The organism is Micromonospora sp. NBC_00421 (genome assembly GCF_036017915.1).
GTDB lineage: Bacteria > Actinomycetota > Actinomycetes > Mycobacteriales > Micromonosporaceae > Micromonospora.
In genome coordinates this window covers 1,155,855-1,175,563 of sequence record NZ_CP107929.1, presented here as the reverse complement: position 1 = coordinate 1,175,563, position 19,709 = coordinate 1,155,855, and the positions used below count along the sequence as shown (strand labels likewise).

The window sequence follows — 19,709 nt, the reverse complement described above, 5'->3', positions numbered from 1 at the left end:
CACCACCCGCGACGCCGCCGTCCGGCGGACACGACGAGGCGCAACCGGCCGGGAAGCACCGATTGCGCCAGGTCGGGGCGGGGGCGGGGTCAGGCCTCGTAGACGTGCATCGGCAGGGCGCCGCGCACCCGCAGGGTCAACATCGGCTCCGGCACCACCGGGTGCCCGGGTCGCAGCGACAGGCGCAGCTGCCGGGTCACGCAGGCCAGGACGAACACCGCCTCCAGCAGGCCGAGGTTGTTGCCGACGCAGAAGCGGGGGCCGGCGCCGAACGGGAGGTAGGCGTACCGCGGCCGGTCGGTGCGCCGGTCCGGGTCGAAGCGCTCCGGGTCGAAGCGGTCCGGGTCGGGCCAGAACTCCGGGTGCCGGTGCAGGGTGTACGGGCACAGCACGACGTCCGCGCCGGCGGGCACGTGCCAGCCGCCCACCACGTCGTCGCCCTGGGCGATGCGGGGCAGCAGCCACACCGGCGGGTACAGCCGCATCACCTCGTCGACCACCATCGCGGTGTACCGCAGCCGGTGCAGGTCCTCGTACACCGGGTTGCGGTCACCGAGCACCTCGACGGCCTCGGCGTGCATCCGCTCCCACACCTCGTGGTGCCGGTCGAGGAGATAGAAGGCCCAGGTCAGGGTGCTGGCGGTGGTCTCGTGCCCGGCCAGCAGCAGGGTGACCAGCTCGTCGCGCATCCGCTGTCGGGCCACCCGGGGGTCGGCCTCCCGGCTGGTCGACCCGATCAGGCGGGACACCACGTCGTCGCGGTCGGCGATGCCGCCGGGCTCCGCCCGCCGGTGTGCCACCAGCCGGTCGACGATCTCCTGCAGCTCGGCACGGGCCCGACGGAAGCGCCGTTGCCGGGGCAGCGGCACCCAGGTCGGCACGGCGCCCAGCGACATCATCTCGAAGATCGCCTGGTCCTGCACCGCCTCGAACGCCGCGCCGATCCCCCCGAACTCGCCGAGGTCCGCGTCGAGCAACGTGCGGCCCAGCACGCCGAGGGTCAGCTCGGTCATCTCGTGTCCGATGTCGACGGGGCCGGCACCGACCATGCGCTGCAGCCGGGCGGCCATCCGCACCGCCTCCTCGGCGACCGCGTCGGCCTGGCGGGCGATCCGACGGGCCTGGAACACCGGCTGGATCACCTTGCGCTGTTTGGTCCACAGCGCGCCCTCGCTGGTGAGCAGGCCGTCGCCGAGGGTACGGCGGGCGTGCACCAGCCCGATGCCCTTGTGGTAGTTGCCCGGGTTCTCGGCGAGCACGTGCTTGGCGTGGTCGGGATGGTTGAAGAACCAGAGCGTCTTCGGCCCCAGCGGCAGCCGGACCGCGTCGCCGTACCGGGCGGACACCGCCCGCATGACGTCGAGCCGGTTGCGGGCCATCCGCCCGAGCAGGGCCGGGGCGGTCCAGGGCGACGGGCCCGGCGGGCGCAGCCGGTTCGGGTCGGCGATCGCGGTCACGGCTGTACCGGGGCGTCGGCCCGGAACCGCGCGGCCACGGCTCGCCGCCACACCTCGTACGCCGGCCGACCGGAGGCGTCCGGGCCCGCGGGGATCAGCTCGTCGGTGACCCGAGCCGCGTCGACGGCCGACGCCTGGCAGAAGACCTGGGTGGCCAGCTCCGTGTGCGGCACCGGCAGCCCCGCCCGGATCCGGGCCTGCGCGGCGAACGCGCTGGCCTGGGCGACGAACGGGGCGTGCTCACCCGAGCGGGCCAGGAACAGCCGCAGCTCGTCGGCGGTGCACCCGCCCGCGTACGTCGCCGCGAGCCCCGCCCCGCTGTAGAGGTCCTCGTGCCGCGTCGCCGGGAACCGGTCGATCAGGTCGGCGGCGACCGTCGGGTCACAGCCGGCGACGAACCAGGTGGCCCGGCCGATGCCCTGGTCGATGGCGCGGGCCGCGTACGCGGTGGGGCCTTCGGGCGGCCACGGGAAGTCGGTCACCGCCCGCCGGCCGTGCACGTACTCCGCGGTGTGGAAGTACGCCTGGTGGAAGCCGTAGCCGTCGTGCACGAGCCAGCGCAGCAGCGGGTCGGTGGCGGCGGCCAGGGCCCGCCGCCACAGGAACTTCGGCAGCCGCGCCAGCGCCCAGCCGATCCCGACGTACGCCATGTAGACGTGGCGGTCGCCGGTGCCGGCGAGGAACTCGGCGCTGCGCCGGGGTGTTCCCGGGGTGAGCGCGTCGACCAGCGCGAAGCCCATGGCCGCGCCCTCGTAGGCGAACCCCTGGAAGCGGGTCGGCAGCTCGGCGAGCTCGGTGTCGACGTCGGTCACCCGGCGGGCGCCGGCGGCCGAGGAGAGCCCGGTCAGAAATGACGAACCGACCGTCTCCAGGATGGTGCGGGCCTCCGGATTCTTGTCGTGGAAGCCCCGGGTGGAGACGAGGGTCTCCTTGACGTCTGGGGTGAGGACACGGCGCCTGAGCGCCCTGATGGTGCCGGCCACCTGTAGCTCCCATTCATCCAGATTCGACGATCCAACTGGTCAATCTTCCCGACCGCGCGACGCCCGCAGCCACTTCCCGATTGCCCTCTGACCTGCGACGCAGTGCCGGACAACGGCACGTTGGGAGTAGCCCGCCGCTGGCGGGCGGGACACGATCGAGCCGCCCGCCAGGCCCGGCAGCAGCGTCGCGCCGCGCGTCTGCGCGCCGGTCGCGGGCGGAGAGGAGCTCGCGATGTTGGTGCTCGTGACGGGTGGTACGGGCTTCGTCGGCGCGCACACGGTGGCGGCGCTCGCCGCAGCCGGGCACCGGGTGCGGGTGCTGGCCCGGGATCCGGACCGGGTCGTCCCGGCCCTGTCCCCGCTGTCGGTGCCCGGCGACGCGGTGCAGGTCTGCGTCGGCGACGTGCTGGACGAGACGGCGGTGGCCCGGGCCGTCGGTGGTGTCGACGCGCTGGTGCACGCCGCCTCGGTCTACTCGTTCGACAGCCGGTGGCACGGGGCGACCCGACGGACCAACGCGCGCGGCACCGAGGTGGTGCTCGCGGCGGCCCGCCGGGCCGGGGTGGGGCGCTCGGTGCACGTGTCGACGTTCGGCGCGCTGGCGCCGTCGGCGGCCGGGACGGTGGGCCCGCAGTCGCCACCGACCACGGCCCGGGAGACGTACCTGGCGAGCAAGGCCGCCGCGGAGCGGGTCGCCAGGAGGCACCAGGCGCAGGGCGACCCGGTGGTGATCGCCTATCCGCCCGCCCTGCTGGGCCCGGACGACCCGAGGCTCGGCGACCAGAACGCCCGGCTGCGCAACGTGCTGCGCGGCCTGATGCCGATGTGGCCCACCGGCGGCTTCCCGGTCGGCGACGTCCGGGACACGGCCGCGCTGCTCGCGGAGCTGGCCACTACGCCGGCCGGGGACGGTGGGCGGCACCTCGGTCCGGGCCGCTACCTGAGTACCCGCGGCTACCTGCGGGCCGTTCGCGAGGCGACCGGCCGCCGGCTGCCCACGCTGTTCCTGCCGGCCCGGGCGATGCTGCCCTTCGCCTACGCCACCGACCTGGCGCAGCGGGTGTGGCCGTGGCACATCCCGGCCGAGTACGGGGCCTGCTACGTCTGCGCCGTCGACGCCCGCCCGCAGGACGTGGCCCGGTCGGCGGGGCCGGCGCCCCGGCCGATCGGTGAGACGCTCGTCGACACCGTGGGCTGGCTGCACCGTACGGGACGGCTCACCGCCGGCCAGGCCGGCGCACCTGTCGTTCCCGCCGCGCCCGCGTCGGGTTCCGTCGAAGCCGTGGCGTCGCCACGCGAGGAGGCACGACCGTGACCATCGTCGAACCGCAGCCGTCCCGCCCGTCCCGGGTTCCCGCCGACGCGGCCTACCGCCAGGTCCGGCGGGCCACGGCGGACCTGCTTGCCGAGGGGCCGCCCGGCGCGGGCACGCTGCCGGTGGCGCACTGCCCGGACTGGACCGTCGACAGGCTCGTCGCGCACCTGGTGGAGGTCTGCGCGCGGGTGCACGGTCGGGTCACCGGTGCCGTCCCCGGCGCGACGCCCGACGCCGGGCTGCCGGAGCTGCTCGTCGAGTGGGAGCGGCTGAGCGGGCCGGTGGAGGAGTTCCTCGCCGGCCCGGACTCGATGGACGGGCACATCCTGGTGATGGACGCGTTCACCCACGAGCTGGACCTGCGTCAGGCATTGGGCGTCGCGCCGCCGGTCGACCATCCGGCGCTACCGGCGTCCTTCGACGTGCTGTTGAGGGGACTGTCCGCCGCGCTCGACGGCCGTGGCCTGCCGCCGCTGGCGGTGCAGACCGAGCACGGGCGGGCCGTGGCGGGTACGGGCGAGCCGGCGGTGACCGTGGTCGGCCCGTGGCACGAGGTGTACCTGTCGCTGGCCGGTCGCCGCAGTGCGTCGCAGATCCGGTCGCTGCGGTGGAGCGCCGACCCGGGGCGCTGGCTGCCGGCGTTCACCTGGGGGCCGTTCCGGGTGCCGGAGTCACCGATCGCCGCCTCCGTACGCTGAGCCGCACCGCTGTGCTGAGCCGCTGTCGGCGGTCGGCCGGTGGCCCGGGCGCCACCGGCCGACCGCCTTCTGCGCGGGGTGTTCCTGGGCGCGTGGCCGGGTCCCGTTCGGCCCGCGCCCTCATTCCCCGGTTACGGTGCCGCCATCCGGCCTCCGGGGTCGCCACCACCCGGAGGCGGCGGTCACGACTTGGCCCGGTGCAGCAACCGGGACGGCCTGGCGGTACGCCGGTCGGTGCGGGTGAACCCGCGCCTGGTGCGGCTGGCGGGGTCGTTGCTGTCCAGCTCGGGCAGCGCGATCAGGATGGGCAGGTCGAACACCCCGGTGTGGTGCAGTTCCAGGTCGACGGTGAGGTTGTCGCTGGTGGCCACGGTCAGCGCGTCGTGGGAGCCGACCGCCAGGGGGCGACGCATGGACGGGCGGGCCGCGATGTCACCGAGCGCGATCGCCGCGGCCCGCAGGTACCACTGCCCCTCCGGCACGTCGCGCAGCACGTACTCGCCCGAGGCCTCCAGGATGTCGCAGGAGGCCGGCAACCCCTGCACGATGGGGCTGTCGAAGATGCCCACGTACACCTTGACCGGCACGTCGACCGGGGGCAGGACGAGTCGGCCGGTGATGGTGGCCCGGCGGCGCGGGCCGGCCGTGCGGGTGCGGGACAGCTGCGGGATGCCGTTCTCGGCGAGCCATCGGTAGCGGGCCGGCGAGATACCCACGCTGCGGGTGAACCGGCTGATGAAGGTGCCCAGGCTGTTGTAGCCGACGGCGTAGGCGATGTCGGTGACGCTCATGTCGGTCTCGAGCAGCAGGTTCTTGGCCTTGTAAAGCCGGATCGCGGTCAGGAAGCGCCCCGGCGAAGTGCCCGTCTTCGACCGGAACAGCCGAGAGAAGTAAAAGCGACTGAGAAAGGCAGAATCGGCCATCGCATCAAGTGACAGGGGTTCGTGGTAGCGATCCCACATGATCGAGATGGCTCTTTCGACAGCATTGTGCACAGCCCATCACTCCATTCGGTTAACACGTGGGGGACACTCCGACCGCACCAGGCACGGCATGCCCGTGCACTGGGGTCGCCGGTCGTCGGGACATCCCGACGACCGGCGATCTGACCCTGCTCGGAGCGGCCACGACGGCGTCGTCGCATGCAGCGGAACAGGTGTTCGACTACCCGGCCTGAAATGTCGCTAAGCACCGCACGCCGGGTGGCGTAAGTGCGGACCCGGAAGATATCGGACCGCGCTTACTGTGAGTGTTCCAATGTGGTCCGGATGAAGTAGGACGATACCACGCATGGAGTTAAATCAATACGAAGACTTCTCTGGTCCCACTGCGGCAAGGTGACTTATTCCGACAGTCGCAGCGATTATCCGAATTGTTCGGCGATGCCACTCCTGTCCGGGAGTGATCACCCCGGGGTCGGGAGCTGGACGCCCAGCCACCGGGCCGCGGTCATCGCCGACCAGGCGGAGACCTCGACCAACGTCGGGGCGTCCGCCCCGGCGGCCCGACAGTCGCGCACGACCGCCGAGTCCACCTGATAGGAGGCGAAGGCGACCAGCAGGGCGAACCGGGCGACCGGCCGCTGCCGTTCGGGCATTCCCTCGACCAACCCCTCCACCCAGGCCCGGCTGATCCCCCGCGGACCGCCGCGCCAACCGACCAGGTTGACCTGCACCAGGTCCCGGACAGCCTCGGGGACCGAGCGGCGGCCAGCCTCGTCGATCGCGGCACAGGCCCGGCCGAAGGCCTGGGCGACAGTCGGGTTGCCGGCCGCCCAGGACAGGTCCGCCGGCAGCGGCGCGGCCGGCAGCAGGTCCAGCGAGAGACCGGGCCCGTGCGGACGTCGCGCGGCGCTCATCATGGCCCAGCCGAGCACCCTCAGCACGACGGGCAACGCCACCTCCGGCACACCCGGCGGCAGCGGCATGTCACGCAGGAACACGTTGACCATCCGGTTGAGGTAGTGCAGCAGCACCGCCACCCCGGCCAGTTCCGGGGTCTGGACGGCGGGGAACGGCGGCGGCTGCGGCGGGCCCCCGTCGGTCAGCATCGCCCAGTTGACGACCTCCTCCAACGCTGCCGCGCCGGCGTCGGGCCGGGCGGAGCCGCCGCCGGCGAGCAGGCCGAGCGCGTTGTTGTGGATGGTCGCGCAGTACGGGCAGGCGTTGCCCAGCGAGACCGCGGTGGCCACCGCCTCCTTGGCCGCGCGGGGGGCGGCACCGGGGACGACAAGCGTCTCCCGCAGCAGCATCCAGGCGGCGGCCAGCACCTCGGGAGCCGGGGCGTGCAGGGCCACCGGTGGGGCCAGCACACCGAAGTCCCTTTCCACCTGCCTGTACACCTCGGCCACCAGGCCGCTGGCCCGCCCGCGACGCACCGGGTCGACGTATCGAATCTGCGTCAACCCGAGCGCGCCCAGCACCGGTCGCAGAACACTTGCCGGCATCACGTACCTCATCCATCTCTGTGAATTGAACAGATTATCGGCGAAAAGTGCCTTCAGCCAGTGGGCTGTACGGTCCGACCGCGCCGACGGTTCAACCGTGGGAGTTCCCGCACTAGGCAATCTGGGAGAGCACCGGAGCTGCGACGACGTGCCATCATGGGCCAGCGGAATCGCTGCCCGACCGCCGTCGCCAGCGTTTCCGTGTTGCCCCGCAGCCCCGTCGGAGATTGCTGCGGCCAGCGCCGACAGCGGCCCTGCTTCGTCGTGGAACGCAACGTCGCCCACCTGGCCCGGGATCGCCCGAGCAACGAGGAGATGGCCCATGGAAACGACGACGAGACAGCCGGGAATCAGAGTCCCGATGATTGACGAGGATCAGGCTCAGGGTCGCACCGCCGAACTCTACGAGGAAATCAAGGCGGTCACCGGGTTGCCATTCGTGCCCGACATGTTCCGGCTCACCTCCACCAATCCGCGGCTGCTCGCGGTGGTGATCGCCGGCTACGGCGGCATCTTCGGCGGGGAAACCCTGCCCCGGCACCTCAAGGAGCTGATCTCGGCCTGGACGTCCAAGCTGAACGGCTGCCCGTACTGCGTCGGAACGCACAGCTGGTTCCTGAGCCAGTTCGGCGGCAGCGACGAGCTGCTGGAGGCGGTGTCGGACGCCGACAGCGTCGAGGAGCTGCCTGTCGACGAGCGCACCATGCCGCTCATGCGGCTGGTGACGAAGGTGAGCACCGGCGCGTACAAGATCACCGACGCGGACTGGGAGAAGGCCGCGGCAGCTGGTTGGAGCGACGCCGAGATGCTGGAGGCGGTCTTCTGCGCCTGCCTGTTCGCGTTCATCAACCGCCTGGTCGACGCCACCGGGCTGGGCTCGTCGGTCGATCGCAGCCGCATCGCGCGGCTGGGCGACGAGTGATCTCCGGCCGGGAAGGGACGCCATCATGACCCAGTCACGCGCCATCCTGCTGACGGGCGCCTCGTCGGGCACCGGTATGTCCTCGGGCAGCGGCAAGGCCACCGCGCTGCGGCTGCACCGGGCCGGCTGGCCGGTCTACGCCACCGGACGTAACGTGGACGCCCTGGCCGACCTGGCCGACGAGGGCATCACGGTGCTCCACCTCGACGTCAACGACGAGGAGTCGATGACCGCGGCGGTCAAGCGGATCACCGACGAGCACGGGGCGGTCGGCACGCTGATCAACAACGCCGCGTACAGCCTCAACGGCACCATCGGGGAGACCCCGATGGACGAGGTCCGCGCCCAGTTCGAGACGAACGTCTTCGGGCTGTGCCGGCTCACCCAACTGGTCCTGCCGGGCATGCGGGAGCAGGGCGGCGGCCGGGTGATCATGATGTCGTCGATCTTCGGCATGTTCGCCACCCCGGGCCGGGGCTACTACCAGGCCACCAAGCACGCGCTGGAGGCCATCAGCGACTCCCTGCGCCTGGAGGTCGCTCCCTTCGGCATCAAGGTGGTGGTGCTCCAGCCGGCGCCCATCCTCGGCGGCTTCGTCCCCGACAGCGTCGCCGACCTGGGCATGGACTCGCACGAGAACCCCGCCCTGTACCGGGACTTCTGGGAGCACTTCGTCGACTGGCACCAGGCGTACCGGCTCAGCGACGACCCGCCGCTGCGCGGCAAGATCGCCGTCCGCGCCGAGAACGTCGCGAAGGTCCTCGAGACAGCGGTCTCCACCCCGAACCCGCGCATCCGCTACCGGCTCGGCATGCCGCCGCGCCTGCTGCCGAAGATGCGGGCGCTCATCGGTGAGCGCGGGTGGGAGAAGTTCGTCCGTGCGTTCTTCCCCACCCCCTGACCACCCGCACGAGCGGCGCCGACGGATCTCGTCGGCGCCGCTGCGCGTTGTCCGGAGTGCCGTCACGTCGTGCCGCCGTCAGGTCCGGGACTCGTCGATGCGCAGGGCCAGCGCCCGCCCGCCCCGAGGACGTAGCCACAACAGGGCGAGGACCACGACCAGGACGACGCCGTCGACGAACAGCAGGAAGGCGCTGAAGCCGTCGACGCCGTGCCCGTGCGCGTCGGCCACCACCTCGGTGCTGACCCGGCGCGCGGCGTCGTCCAGCGGGGCCGGAGCGACGCCCGTGCCCACACTGAACCGGTACGCCCCGGTGCTGGTCGTGCCGTCGACGAAGGTGACGTGGTAGGCGACCGTGTAGTCGCCGGCCGCGTCGACGTGCATCGGCAGCCGCAGGCGGGTGGAGCCGACCCGGACCGGCTCGGCGTCGGTGAGCCGCCCGCCACCGGCATCGAGCACCGCGACGTGCGACTGTCCCTCGTCGACACCGGCGCCGAAGCCCAGGGTCACCTCGGCGGGCGCGGCGGTGAGCGCCGCGCCGGCCGGCGGGTCGGTGGAGACCGGGCCACCGTCGGCCCGGGCCGCGCCGGAGGGGAACGCGAGCAGCCCGGCGACCGCCACCGCCACGGCGACGGCCGCCGCCCGGCGACGGCCGCCGGGCGGGCGGCTCAGCTCACGCGGCATGAGGGGCGAGGGACCGGCCGGCGATGCGGTGTCCGACGCAGCTGCACGTCATCAGCTCCTGTTCGCGCCGGTTCGGCCGCAGGTGCAGGTACATCGCGATCACCATGGGAACGAACACCACCGAGTTGTAGAACAGGTGCAGTTCCACCCGCGGCAGCACGAGCTGCAGGATGCTGGTCGGCACCTTCTGGCCGAAGAACATGGTGCCGGACTGCACCTGCCACAGCAGCAGGAAGTGCTCGATGTGGTGCCAGAACTGGATGGCCAACGCCACGGTCCACCAGGTGCGGGCACGCCCGACGAAGCCCCGGCGCAGTGCGAAGAGAAAGACCAACATCACGATGGCGTAGCCGTAGTGCAACCACTCGGAGGAGACCAGCCACGGGTAGAACTGGCCCAGCACGCCCCGCGCCTTCGGCCGGGGCATGCCGAGGACCCAGATCTGGTACGCCTGAACCAGGTGCTCGGCCCAGTGCGCCAACACGACGATGAGGAAGCCGTTGAGAGCGGCCCGGTGGTAGGCCCCGTTGAGCCGCGCGAGCAGCCCGGAAGACGGTGCGACGGCGAGGGATTGGGTCATCTTTGGCACCTTCCATGGAAACGCGGGAGAGTCCGCCGTACGGCCCGTGGAAAACGAGACAGCGGTTGCCGCGAAGCTAACCGGCCGGCCCGCGCCACGGTTCCTTCAGATTGCCCAGGTGCTGTCGGAGATCTGTCCGTTCCCGGAGTGCCGGGTCAGGATCCGATCCAGTTGGCGTGGAATCCGCTGGGCACCCGGCCGGGCAGGTGCACGACTGCCACCGGTGGCCCGGCGAAGTCGCCGGCGTCGAGCACGACCAGATCGCTGCGGTCGGTACGTCCGTCGTGGACGTAGGTCAGCAGCCACCCGTCGTCCTCGGCCGAGCGTGCGTCGCGCGGGACGAACACCGCCTCCCCCGCCTCCCGGTACGGCCCGAAGTCGTGCACCGCCACCTCCCGGCGCAGCAGGTCGTGACGCAGCAGCGCCGAGCCGCCCAGCACCCCCGCTCCGGACTGCATGGCCACGGTGTAGGCGTACCGGTGCGGCATCGTCTTGCGGCGCTCGTCGATGCGGGGGAACTCCTGCGGGATGTCGTCGAGCTGCTCGGCGGCGACGGTGCCCCGGGTCAGGTCCAGCGTCCAGCGCCACAGGGTCGGCGCGGTCTCCCCCGGGGCGTGCAGATCGCGGTCGAAGACCCGGGCGTGGCGCACCACGTCCACCACGCAGGTGTCGTCGACCTCGTAGGCGTTGACGGGGTGGAAGACGTAGCAGGGGTCGACGTCGAACCAGCGCACGTCGGCCCCCCGCCCTTCGCGGGGCAGCAGCCCGAGCCGTGCCGGTCGACCGGGCGACCACGCGTACGGGAAGCGGGAGCCCGAGCGGGCCAGCGCCGGCTGGAAGGTGACCGGCAGGTCGAACAGCACCGAGTGCCTGTCGGTCAGCGCCAGCGAGTGCATCAGCGGCGGGCCGCTGACCTCGATGCGCTCGCTGCGGCGCACCCGCCCCTGCGGGCTCAGCACGAGGTGTTCGACGTACGGCAGCTCGTGGTGGTAGGCCACGGCGAACAGCTCCCCGGTGACCGGGTCGCACTCGGCGTGCGCGGCGAAACCGTGCGGCAGGGTGGCGTCGAAGTCGATCCGGGCCACGGAGCCCAGTTCGTCGTCCAGCTCGACCGGCAGCACGCCCGCCTCGCCGAGGGCGAGGGTGCGCCCGCCGTGCCGGATGACGTTGGCGTTGGCATTGTCGGACAGCCCGTGCCGGGGGCCGGGCAGGGCGAGCTCACCAAGGGCGCGGGTGGTGCGGTCGGTGCGGATCCACCGGTTGCGGTACCACAGCGCACGGCCGGCGCGCAGGCGCACCCCGTGCACCATGCCGTCGCCGACGAGGGCGTGGCCGGGCAGGTCGCCACCCATCGGATTCGGCCCGATGCGGACGAGGCAGCCGTCCAGCTCGGCGGGCAGCCGCCCGGTGACGGTCAGGTCGAACTCCGTCGCCTCGGTGGCGACGGGGCGCCGGTTGTCGTTGCGAGAGAGGGTCTTGGGGGCGAGGGCGACGACGCTCACTGGGACCTCCACGAGCTGGGCGACCTTTTTGCGTATCGCGGTTACGTAACAGCGTTACTCCATCGAAGGTACGCCGGGCGTGAGACCATGTCAACGTGAGTCCCCGCCGAATCGACCCCAACCTGGCGACGGCCCTGCTCGAGGCCGCGGCCCGGCTGCTTGCCGAGGAGGGCACCGCCGGCCTCACCACCCGCCGACTCGCCGCCGCCGTGGGCACCTCGACCACGGCCGTCTACACGCACTTCGGCGGCATGGACAACCTGGTCCGGGCGATGGTGCACGAAGGCTTCGCCCGCCTGCACCGGCGCATGGCGACCGTGCGGGCCACCTCCGACGCCGTCGCCGACGTGATGGCCCTCGGGCACGCGTACCGGGCCAACTCCCTCGACCACCCGCAGCTCTACCAGGTCATGTTCGGCAGCGGGGCGCTCGGCGGATTCGTCCTGGCCGACGGCGACCGGCAACACGGCAAGTACACGCTCCAGCCGCTTGTCGACGCGGTGGCCCGCGCCACCGAACAGGGCCGGTTCCGCGCCGGAGATCCGCTGCTGGCCGCGCAGAACATGTGGATCGCCCTGCACGGGCTGGTGAGCCTCGAACTCGGCGGCTACCTGATCGACCCGTACGACGCCGACGTCTGCTTCGAGGCACAGCTGCGCTCGCTGATGGTCGGCGCGGGCGACGGGTACGAGGCGACAGCCGCCTCGCTTGCCCGCGCCCGGCGCCGGCGCTCGCCCCGCGCCTGACGCGACAGCCGCGGCGCGACAGCGGCGGTACGGCGACAGCGGCGCAGCGGGCGGCACGGCAACGGCGGAGAAGCGGCGGCCAGCGCTCGGTGTGATGCTCAGGACGGGTCCCGAGCACGTCCGCAATGGAAGCGCATCCACCCCTGTCCGGCACGCCGACAGGATCGCCCATCCCCCACGCACCGAAGGACGCCGATGATGCACGGAATCGATTATCTGGTGGTCGGATCCGGCTCCGCCGGAGCCGCGCTGGCCGCCCGGCTCAGTGAGGATCCCGCCCGCCGGGTGCTGCTGCTGGAGGCGGGCCCCGACTTCGCGACGGTGGCCGAGACCCCGTCCGATCTGCTCGACGGCAGCGCCATGTCGATGGACCGCCACGACTGGCACTTCAAGGCCGAGATCACCGACCGCCGGCGGATCATCTTCCCGCGGGGGAAGGTCACCGGCGGATCGTCCGCCGTCGGCGCCACCATCGCACTGCGCGGCACCCCGGACAACTTCGACGAATGGGCCGAGCTGGGCAACCCGGCCTGGGCCTGGGACGAGGTGCTGCCGTTCTACAAGCGGCTCGAGGACGACCAGGACTTCGACGACCAGTACCACGGCAAGGGCGGCCCGATCCCGATCCGCCGGTTCACCCAGGACGAGATGGCCCCGGTGCAGCAGGTGTTCCACGACGCCTGCCTCAAGGCCGGTTTTCCCGACGTCGAGGACCACAACCACCCGGAGGCCACCGGCGTCGGCCCGATCCCGTCCAACCGCCAGGGCAACAACCGGTTCTCCACAGCGATGGGTTACCTCAGCGAGGCCCGGGGCCGGGAGAACCTGGAGATCCGCTCCGGGGTCCACGTCAACCGGGTGGTGTTCGCCGGCACCCGGGCGCGCGGCGTCGAGATCGCCAAGCCCGGCGGCGGCACCGAGGTGATCGAGGCCGGCACCGTGGTGCTGGCCGCCGGGGCGGTCAACTCGCCCGCCATCCTCATGCGCTCGGGCATCGGGCCCGCCGGCGACCTGCGGCGGCTCGGCATCGACGTGCTGCTGGACCGGCCCGGGGTCGGCGCCGACCTGATCGACCACCCGCGCACCGGCGCCTTCATGGTGCCGCAGGAGGGCAGTTTCGACCCGCAGGACGCGTTCCTCCAGACGATCCTGCGGACCACCGCGCCGGGTTCGGCGGAGTTCAACGACCTCCAGTACTACATGATCAACCATTTCGACCTGACGCTCTTCCCGGAGCTGCAGATGCTGGCCGCCGCAAAGACGATCTTCGGGGTGATGGTCGTGCACCAGCGGCCCGAGTCGCGGGGACGGCTCACCCTCACCTCCGCCGACCCCACCGCGCCGCCGGACGTCGCGCTCAACTTCCTCGACTCCGAGCGCGACATCCAGATCCTCGTCGACGCCGTGCGCCAGTGCTGGCAGTTCATGCAGACGGCGGGCATCAACGACCAGGGCCAGCGGTTCGTGGTGCTCGGCGAGGACATGGTCGCCGACGACGAACTGATGCGCCACTACGTCCGGCTCAGCCTGGACAGCGGCTACCACCCCGTCGGCACGGCCCGGATGGGCGTGGCCGGCGACGAGGGGGCGGTGGTCGACGAGCGGCTGCGGGTGCACGGCATCGAGGGCCTGTACGTCTGCGACGCCTCCGTCATGCCGTCGATCGTCAACTGCAACACCAACCTCACCTCCATCATGATCGGCGAGCGGCTCGCCGACTGGCTCAGGCAGTCCTGACCGGTCCCCGGCACGGGCGTCCCGCGGTGCGAAGTCCCGCAGGGCGCCCGTCCTGCTGTCCACCTCCGGGGGCGCAGCGGTCGGCGTTGCCGGCCGGCCCACAGTGAGTCGAGTCGCCGACGTCGTCGCGCCGGCCGCACCGTCACCGGCCGCGTAGCCGCTCATGGTCGTCCGGGCCTCCCTGCGTTCCAGGTCCGCATGTGGTCCGGGTCCCGTGTGGTCCGGGCCCCGTGTGGTCCGTGGTCGGGGCGCGTCATCGCCCGTGACTGACGGGTCCTGGTCCTCCGGGTGGCCGGAGGGAGAGCCTGCCGGGGCGCGTCGGGGCGCGTGATGTCGCATTCGACTCAGCGCTGTCGGTGCCGGCGAGTCACCGCCGCCGACGCCGACAGGTCCGCGCGCTCCACCTCAGGCCCACGGGCCGCCGCCGGGTGGCGGACGCCCGGTGGGCGCGAGCATGTGGTGTACGGAGCGCCCAGCGCTCCGTACACCACGGTCAGGCAGGACGCGGCAGCGTCTAGACGGTGTTCTCGCTGACCGTGCGCGGCACCGGCACCGGGGCGGGCTGCTGCGCCTCGGCGGTCGGCACCGGCTCCTGCCGCTCGGCGGCGGCTGGCCCGGTCGGAACGCCCCGGTCCCGCAGGCCGATCCAGATCAGTGCCACGGAAACCAGGATCACGACGATCTGCACCTGCATGGCGAAGTGGACGCCGTCCAGCACGTCCGTGCGGGCGGCCACGAGCGCCCCGAAGATCGGGATACCGATGGTGACCGCGATCTGCTGGGCCAGGGTGGCCAGGCCGGTGGCCAGGCCCTGCTGCGAGTCGTCCAGGCCGGAGGTGGCGGTGACCGTGTAGGCGACGACTGCCGTGACGTGCCCGAAGTACATCAGGAACAGCGACGGCACGATCAGCGCCAGGCTCGGCGTCGTCGACGTGCCGGTCAACAGCAGCGGGACGGTGGTCAGGCCCTGCGCCAGCAGGCCGATGGCGAGCACGTTGCGGTAGCCGTACCTGCCGATCATGCGGCCGGCGATGACGCCGGCGACGACGGCCACCAGACCCGGGCCGCCGAACACCAGACCGGTGGTGAACGGCGCCATCTTGAGCACGTCCTGCATGTAGAGGGTGAGGCCGAAGTTGACGCCGCTGGCCATCACGAAGGCGACGATGCCGCCGTAGTTGCCCCACTTGATGTTGGGTCGGTTGAGCAGGGTCAGCGACACCAGGGGCGCCTTGGCCTTCAGCTCGACGAACCAGAAGGCCGCGATGAGCACCGCGCCGACGACGAGGGCGATCCAACTCTGCATGCTCACGCCGTAGACCAGGGCGAGCAGGCCGGCGGTGACCGTCACGGCGCCGGGCACGTCGAGCTTGACGCCGGCGGGCCGGACGCTCTCCTTGATCACCAGCGGGGTCAGCACCAGGATGGCGACCGCCACCGGCACGTTGATCCAGAACGCCCAGCGCCAGTCCAGGGCGCTGACCAGGCTGCCGCCGACCAGGGCGCCGACGGTGAAGCCGCCGGAGAGCAGCGCACCGTTGAGGCCGAGCACCCGGGCGCGGGCCCGCTCGTCGGAGACGGTCGTGATCAGCAGCGCCATCGCGGCCGGGATGGCGATCGCGTTGGCGAAGCCCTGCAGCACGCGGGCGCTGAACAGCATCTCCGGGTTGGTCGCGAAGCCGCCGAGCAGCGAGGCAACAGTGAGCAGCGCGATGCCGGTCAGGAACAGCCGCCGCCGGCCGAACAGGTCGGCGACCCGCCCGAACAGGAGCGTGAAGCCCGCGGCGGGCAGCGCGTACGCGCTTGCCACCCACGGCAGGTCCGCCAGCGACAGGCCGACGCCCTCGCCCATCCGGGGCAGCGCCACGTTGAGGATGGAGAAGTCGACAGACAGCATGAACTGCGCGCCGAGCAGGACGAATAGGGCAAGTTTCTGCGCGGAGCTGAGCTGCTCCGACGTGCTCTGGTTCTCCGCCATGACCACGAACACTAGGTAGCCGCGACCTCGCTACCTATCCCCCTGCCATGCGTACCACTGACAGTGGCACCCTTGCTGAGGGCATCTTCGGCATCCGCTGCCGGTCCCGACCAACGCTACCCGGTCGAGGCACTCTTCGAGCTTGCTCAATTTCGCACCCGGCGTCGAGAGGGACACCGGCCGCCCGGGAGAGAAATCCGTCGGGCGGCCGGCGCACGATCAGTCGACGAGCACTCCACAACCGACCGTGGTGATCGAGCCGGTGAGGCCGCTGGACAGGTCGGAGGCGAGGTAGACGGCCGTGCCGGCCACGTCGGCCAGGGTCACCGCCCGACCCAGCAGCGGGTTCGGCATGCCCGGCTTGGCCGCCAGCATGTCGTCCAGCGTCGCCCCGTTCGCCTCGGCCGCGCGTCGCCACGTCTCGCGGACGTAGGAGCCGTGCCGCACGCTCTCCGGGATCGCGTCGGGACGCAGGCAGACCACGCGCACCCCGAACGGGCCCACCTCGCCGGCCAGCTCCCGGGAGAGCGACTCGATGCCGGCGCAGGCCACCCCGAAGCCGCCCGAGGGCATGGGTGCCCGCGCGGCGGACGTCGACAGGATGACGATGACCCCGCTGTGTTGCTCCACCATCCGCCGCGCCGCCGCCGACGCGGTGAGGAACTGGGTGCGCACGAAGGTGTTCATCGGCATCAGGAAGTCGTCGAGGCCCAGCTCGCGCAGCGGGACGCCCTGCACGTGGTCCAGGCCGACGGCGTTGAACGACACGTCGATACGCCCGGCCCGTTCGGCGACCAGCGCCGCGTGGGCCTCGACCGCCGCCTGGTCGAGCGCGTCGACCTGGTGGGCGTACGCCCGGCCGCCCTCGGCGGTGATCTCCTTGGCGAGCGTCTCCACCCGGTCGAGGTGGTGACCGGCCAGGTACACGGTCGCGCCCTCCCGGGCGTAGGCGCGCGACACCGCGCTGCCCAGCGCGCCCGCGGCGCCGTAGACGATCGCGGTCCTCTTCTCCAGCAGCATGTCTGATCCCCTCGTCATGGCCCGGCGATGCCGGACCGGGTTCGTCAGACCGACGGGTGAACCTCGGGGAAATATACATTTCCCTGCTGATTTATCCTTCTTGATCCGGAAGACCGCCGGTGACCTCCGCCAACCGGTCCCGCAGGTACCGACGCTCGACGTCGTTGCCGGCGAGCTCCACCGCCCGCCGGTACGCCCCGGCCGCGTCGGCAGGACGGTCCAGCCGGCGCAGCAGATCGCCGCGGACGGCCGGGACGAGGTGGTGGCCGGCCAGCTCGCCGGAGCGTTCCACCTGCTCCAGCAGCGCCAGGCCCCGCTGCGGGCCATCCGCCATCCCCACCGCCACCGCCCGGTTGAGCCGCACCACGGGAGACGGCGTCAGTTGGGCCAGCTCGGCGTAGAGCCCGGCGATCTGGGGCCAGTCGGTACGGGCCGCGTCGGGGGCGGTGGCATGACAGGCGGCGATCGCCGCCTGCACCTGGTAGGGGCCCGGTCGCCCCTGACGCAGCGCCCGGTCCAGCAGGCCCACCCCCTCGGCGATCCGACCCTGATCCCACCGCCGGCGGTCCTGCCGCTCCAGCGGCACCAGGCCGCCGCGGGCGTCGGTGCGCGCGTCGCGCCGGGCGTCGTGCAGCAGCATCAGCGCGAGCAACCCGAGGGTCTCCGGGTCGTCGGGCAGCAGCCGGGCCAGCAGGCGGCCCAGCCGCACGGCCTCCGCGCACAGCCCGCACCGCAGCAGGTCCCCGCCGGCCGTGGCGGCGTACCCCTCGGTGAACAGCAGGTACAGCACCGCCCGTACGGCCGTGGCCCGGCGGGGCAGCTCGCCGGCCGGCGGCAGTTCACCGCACAGGCCCGCGTCGCGGACGCCGCGCCGGGCCCGCACCAGGCGCTGGGCGAGGGTTCCCGGCGCGACCAGCAGGACGCGGGCGATCTCCGCCGGGCCGAGCCCCAGGACGGTACGCAGGGTCAGCGCGACCTGCGACGGCAGCGACAACGTGGGATGGCAGCAGGTGAAGATCAGCCGCAACTGGACGTCCCGGATCACCGGCGGCACCGGCGGGGTCTCGTCGTACGCCGGGAGGGTGGCCGCGGCCTCGCGCAGCCGGGCGGCGGCCATGTTCTCGTGGCGCAACCGGTCGACGGCCCGGTTGCGCGCCACGGTGGTCAGCCAGGCCCCGGGCCGGCGCGGCACACCCTCGTCGCGCCAGCGTCGCAGCGCGATGGCGAAGGCGTCCTGCACGCAGTCCTCGGCCAGGCCCCGGTCGCCGGTGAGGCCGACCAACCCGCCGACGAGCTGGCCGTATTCCCGGCGGAACGCCCCGGCAACGGCGGCGTCGACCGCGAACGTCAGCGGGTCCAGACCGGCCTCACCTCGATGGTGCCCAGCTCGGCGAACGGGTGCAGGGCGGCCAGCTCCGTCGCCTCGTCGAGGTCGGCGCAGCGCAGCAGGACGAACCCACCCACCTGCTCCCGGGCCTCGATGAACGGGCCGTCGGAGACCAGCACGGCTCCGGACCGGGCCCGCACCGTGCGGCCGACCCGGCCGGGGCGCAGGCGCTGCCCGCCGGCGAACGCCCCCCGTCGCTGCACCTCGTCGAGCCAGGCGCGGTGCCGGGGGTGTTCGTCGAGCTCCGCCGGGCTCAGCTCGCCGGCCTCGTCGTGAAAGATCACCAGTGCGTACTCCACGGCCCCTCCCAGGTCCGCGCATTACAACGAGGCAGCACGCAGGAAGAAGCGGGCGGTGCTCGGCTCGGCCAGTCTTGGGGCAATCCGTGCCCGCCGAGGAGGCATCCCATGCGTCAGTCACAGGTCACCGTCAACGGCATCGACATCGCATACCGTGAGCTGGGCGAGGGCCCCCTGGCCCTGCTCGTGCACGGCTTCCCGTTCACCCCCAACACGTACCGGCACCTGATGCCGGCGCTGGCCGACGCCGGCTACCGGGTCGTGGCGCCGTTCACCCGGGGCTTCGCCCCCAGCTCGGTCCCGCCGCCGGGCCGCGAGCACATCCGCGACCTGATGGCCGACGTCAACGCCCTGCACGAGGTCCTCGGCGGCGACGAGCGGGCGGTGCTGATCGGCCACGACTTCGGCGCCGCCGTCTCGTGGTGTGCGGCCGTGCAGGCGCCGCAACGCTGGTCGCGGCTGGTCGCCTGCGACGTGCCACCGTTCCAGTTCTTCGGCGAGTTCGTGCTCGACCCCAGGGGCATCGACGTCCAGGTCCACTTCTGGTTCTTCCAGATGGCTGCCGCCGACGAACTGGTCGCCGCCAACGACCTGGCCTTCCTCGAATTCATGCTGCACAAGTACTCGCGCGACGGCTACGACGTCACGCAGGACCTGGCCGACATCCGGGCCGCCCTCGGCAACCCGGAGAACCTGCGCGCCGCCCTGGGCATGTACCGGACCAACTTCCCGGCGGCGACCTTCGGCAGCCCGGAGTGGGCGGCCGAGCAGGGCGCGCTGTGGGGTGCCCTGCCGACCCAGCCGACGCTGAACATCTTCGGTGCGCAGGACGTCTCGTTCGCGATGGACGAGGAGAGGCTCGCCCGGATCGTCGAGGCCCTGCCGAAGGGTTCGGCCGGCGCGCTGGTCCCCGACTCGCGACACGTTCCGCTCACCGAGCAGCCGGAGATCACCAACGCCCACATCCTGCGTTTCCTGGCCGAGACGGCCTGAACGTCCGTTCAGGACACTGATCGGGTCCGGCCGGGCACGGCACCCCGCTCCGCCCGGCCGG

18 protein-coding genes are annotated in these 19,709 nt (G+C 72.3%); 7 read left to right on the top strand and 11 right to left on the bottom strand.

Translation table 11 applies throughout. From position 1 onward, the window contains the following. Positions 1 to 89 precede the first annotated feature (89 nt). Together OHQ87_RS05525 and OHQ87_RS05520 are read right to left on the bottom strand one after the other, a co-directional pair. Positions 90 to 1,457 carry a cytochrome P450 gene (locus OHQ87_RS05525; protein WP_442930685.1) on the bottom strand — a complete coding sequence of 456 codons (1,368 nt, stop codon included), beginning with the start codon at positions 1,455 to 1,457 and terminating at the stop codon, positions 90 to 92. After that, positions 1,454 to 2,440, bottom strand: coding sequence for a DUF1702 family protein (locus OHQ87_RS05520; RefSeq protein WP_328345528.1), 987 nt, complete (start codon positions 2,438 to 2,440; stop codon positions 1,454 to 1,456). Before OHQ87_RS05520 ends, OHQ87_RS05525 begins: the two co-directional genes overlap by 4 nt. A gap of 232 nt (positions 2,441 to 2,672) precedes the next feature. Here OHQ87_RS05520 and OHQ87_RS05515 point away from each other — a divergent pair, with 232 nt between their 5' ends. After that, the gene (locus OHQ87_RS05515) at positions 2,673 to 3,755 is read left to right on the top strand and encodes an NAD-dependent epimerase/dehydratase family protein (protein ID WP_328345525.1); all 1,083 of its coding nucleotides are present in this window, start codon (positions 2,673 to 2,675) and stop codon (positions 3,753 to 3,755) included. Continuing rightward, positions 3,752 to 4,453: a maleylpyruvate isomerase family mycothiol-dependent enzyme gene (locus OHQ87_RS05510; RefSeq protein ID WP_328345523.1), complete on the top strand. Its 702-nt coding sequence runs from the start codon at positions 3,752 to 3,754 to the stop codon at positions 4,451 to 4,453. The genes OHQ87_RS05515 and OHQ87_RS05510 overlap by 4 nt, the downstream gene beginning before the upstream one ends. A gap of 182 nt (positions 4,454 to 4,635) precedes the next feature. On the opposite strand, the gene OHQ87_RS05505 is transcribed toward OHQ87_RS05510, so the two are convergent. Next, positions 4,636 to 5,334 carry a helix-turn-helix transcriptional regulator gene (locus OHQ87_RS05505; RefSeq protein ID WP_442930794.1) on the bottom strand — a complete coding sequence of 233 codons (699 nt, stop codon included), beginning with the start codon at positions 5,332 to 5,334 and terminating at the stop codon, positions 4,636 to 4,638. Between the two features lie 524 nt (positions 5,335 to 5,858). After that, the gene (locus tag OHQ87_RS05500) at positions 5,859 to 6,899 is read right to left on the bottom strand and encodes a carboxymuconolactone decarboxylase family protein (protein WP_328345519.1); all 1,041 of its coding nucleotides are present in this window, start codon (positions 6,897 to 6,899) and stop codon (positions 5,859 to 5,861) included. A gap of 322 nt (positions 6,900 to 7,221) precedes the next feature. Between OHQ87_RS05500 and OHQ87_RS05495 the strand changes: the two genes are divergently transcribed. Both OHQ87_RS05495 and OHQ87_RS05490 read left to right on the top strand, forming a co-directional pair. Then, the gene (locus tag OHQ87_RS05495; protein ID WP_328345517.1) at positions 7,222 to 7,821 is read left to right on the top strand and encodes a carboxymuconolactone decarboxylase family protein; all 600 of its coding nucleotides are present in this window, start codon (positions 7,222 to 7,224) and stop codon (positions 7,819 to 7,821) included. Between the two features lie 25 nt (positions 7,822 to 7,846). Further along, positions 7,847 to 8,722: an SDR family NAD(P)-dependent oxidoreductase gene (locus tag OHQ87_RS05490; protein WP_328345515.1), complete on the top strand. Its 876-nt coding sequence runs from the start codon at positions 7,847 to 7,849 to the stop codon at positions 8,720 to 8,722. 78 nt (positions 8,723 to 8,800) lie between these two features. Here OHQ87_RS05490 and OHQ87_RS05485 read toward each other — a convergent pair whose 3' ends face one another. The 3 genes from OHQ87_RS05485 to OHQ87_RS05475 form a co-directional block, all read right to left on the bottom strand. Continuing rightward, complete coding sequence (locus OHQ87_RS05485) at positions 8,801 to 9,406, bottom strand: copper resistance CopC family protein (RefSeq protein WP_328345513.1); 606 nt, start codon at positions 9,404 to 9,406, stop codon at positions 8,801 to 8,803. Beyond that, positions 9,396 to 9,986 carry a hypothetical protein gene (locus OHQ87_RS05480; protein WP_328345511.1) on the bottom strand — a complete coding sequence of 197 codons (591 nt, stop codon included), beginning with the start codon at positions 9,984 to 9,986 and terminating at the stop codon, positions 9,396 to 9,398. The genes OHQ87_RS05485 and OHQ87_RS05480 overlap by 11 nt, the downstream gene beginning before the upstream one ends. Positions 9,987 to 10,141: 155 nt before the next feature. Continuing rightward, positions 10,142 to 11,488 (bottom strand): carotenoid oxygenase family protein, encoded by a 1,347-nt coding sequence (locus OHQ87_RS05475; RefSeq protein WP_328345509.1) that lies wholly within the window; start codon positions 11,486 to 11,488, stop codon positions 10,142 to 10,144. 95 nt (positions 11,489 to 11,583) lie between these two features. Between OHQ87_RS05475 and OHQ87_RS05470 the strand changes: the two genes are divergently transcribed. Both OHQ87_RS05470 and OHQ87_RS05465 read left to right on the top strand, forming a co-directional pair. Further along, positions 11,584 to 12,234 (top strand): TetR-like C-terminal domain-containing protein, encoded by a 651-nt coding sequence (locus OHQ87_RS05470; protein ID WP_328345507.1) that lies wholly within the window; start codon positions 11,584 to 11,586, stop codon positions 12,232 to 12,234. A gap of 195 nt (positions 12,235 to 12,429) precedes the next feature. Beyond that, positions 12,430 to 13,971 carry a GMC family oxidoreductase gene (locus OHQ87_RS05465; RefSeq protein WP_328345506.1) on the top strand — a complete coding sequence of 514 codons (1,542 nt, stop codon included), beginning with the start codon at positions 12,430 to 12,432 and terminating at the stop codon, positions 13,969 to 13,971. Between the two features lie 514 nt (positions 13,972 to 14,485). Here OHQ87_RS05465 and OHQ87_RS05460 read toward each other — a convergent pair. From OHQ87_RS05460 to OHQ87_RS05445, 4 genes are all read right to left on the bottom strand, one after another. After that, positions 14,486 to 15,949 carry an MFS transporter gene (locus OHQ87_RS05460; RefSeq protein ID WP_328345505.1) on the bottom strand — a complete coding sequence of 488 codons (1,464 nt, stop codon included), beginning with the start codon at positions 15,947 to 15,949 and terminating at the stop codon, positions 14,486 to 14,488. Positions 15,950 to 16,168: 219 nt separating this feature from the next. Continuing rightward, positions 16,169 to 16,969 (bottom strand): SDR family NAD(P)-dependent oxidoreductase, encoded by an 801-nt coding sequence (locus tag OHQ87_RS05455; RefSeq protein ID WP_328345503.1) that lies wholly within the window; start codon positions 16,967 to 16,969, stop codon positions 16,169 to 16,171. Between the two features lie 91 nt (positions 16,970 to 17,060). Further along, a complete protein-coding gene (locus tag OHQ87_RS05450) occupies positions 17,061 to 18,320 on the bottom strand; it encodes an RNA polymerase sigma factor (protein ID WP_328348752.1) in 1,260 nt (419 codons plus the stop codon). Beyond that, complete coding sequence (locus OHQ87_RS05445) at positions 18,317 to 18,655, bottom strand: YciI family protein (RefSeq protein ID WP_328348751.1); 339 nt, start codon at positions 18,653 to 18,655, stop codon at positions 18,317 to 18,319. The genes OHQ87_RS05450 and OHQ87_RS05445 overlap by 4 nt, the downstream gene beginning before the upstream one ends. Before the next feature lie 108 nt (positions 18,656 to 18,763). On the opposite strand from OHQ87_RS05445, the gene OHQ87_RS05440 reads away from it, so the two are divergent. Beyond that, complete coding sequence (locus tag OHQ87_RS05440; protein WP_328345501.1) at positions 18,764 to 19,648, top strand: alpha/beta fold hydrolase; 885 nt, start codon at positions 18,764 to 18,766, stop codon at positions 19,646 to 19,648. The last annotated feature ends 61 nt before the right edge of the window (positions 19,649 to 19,709 follow it).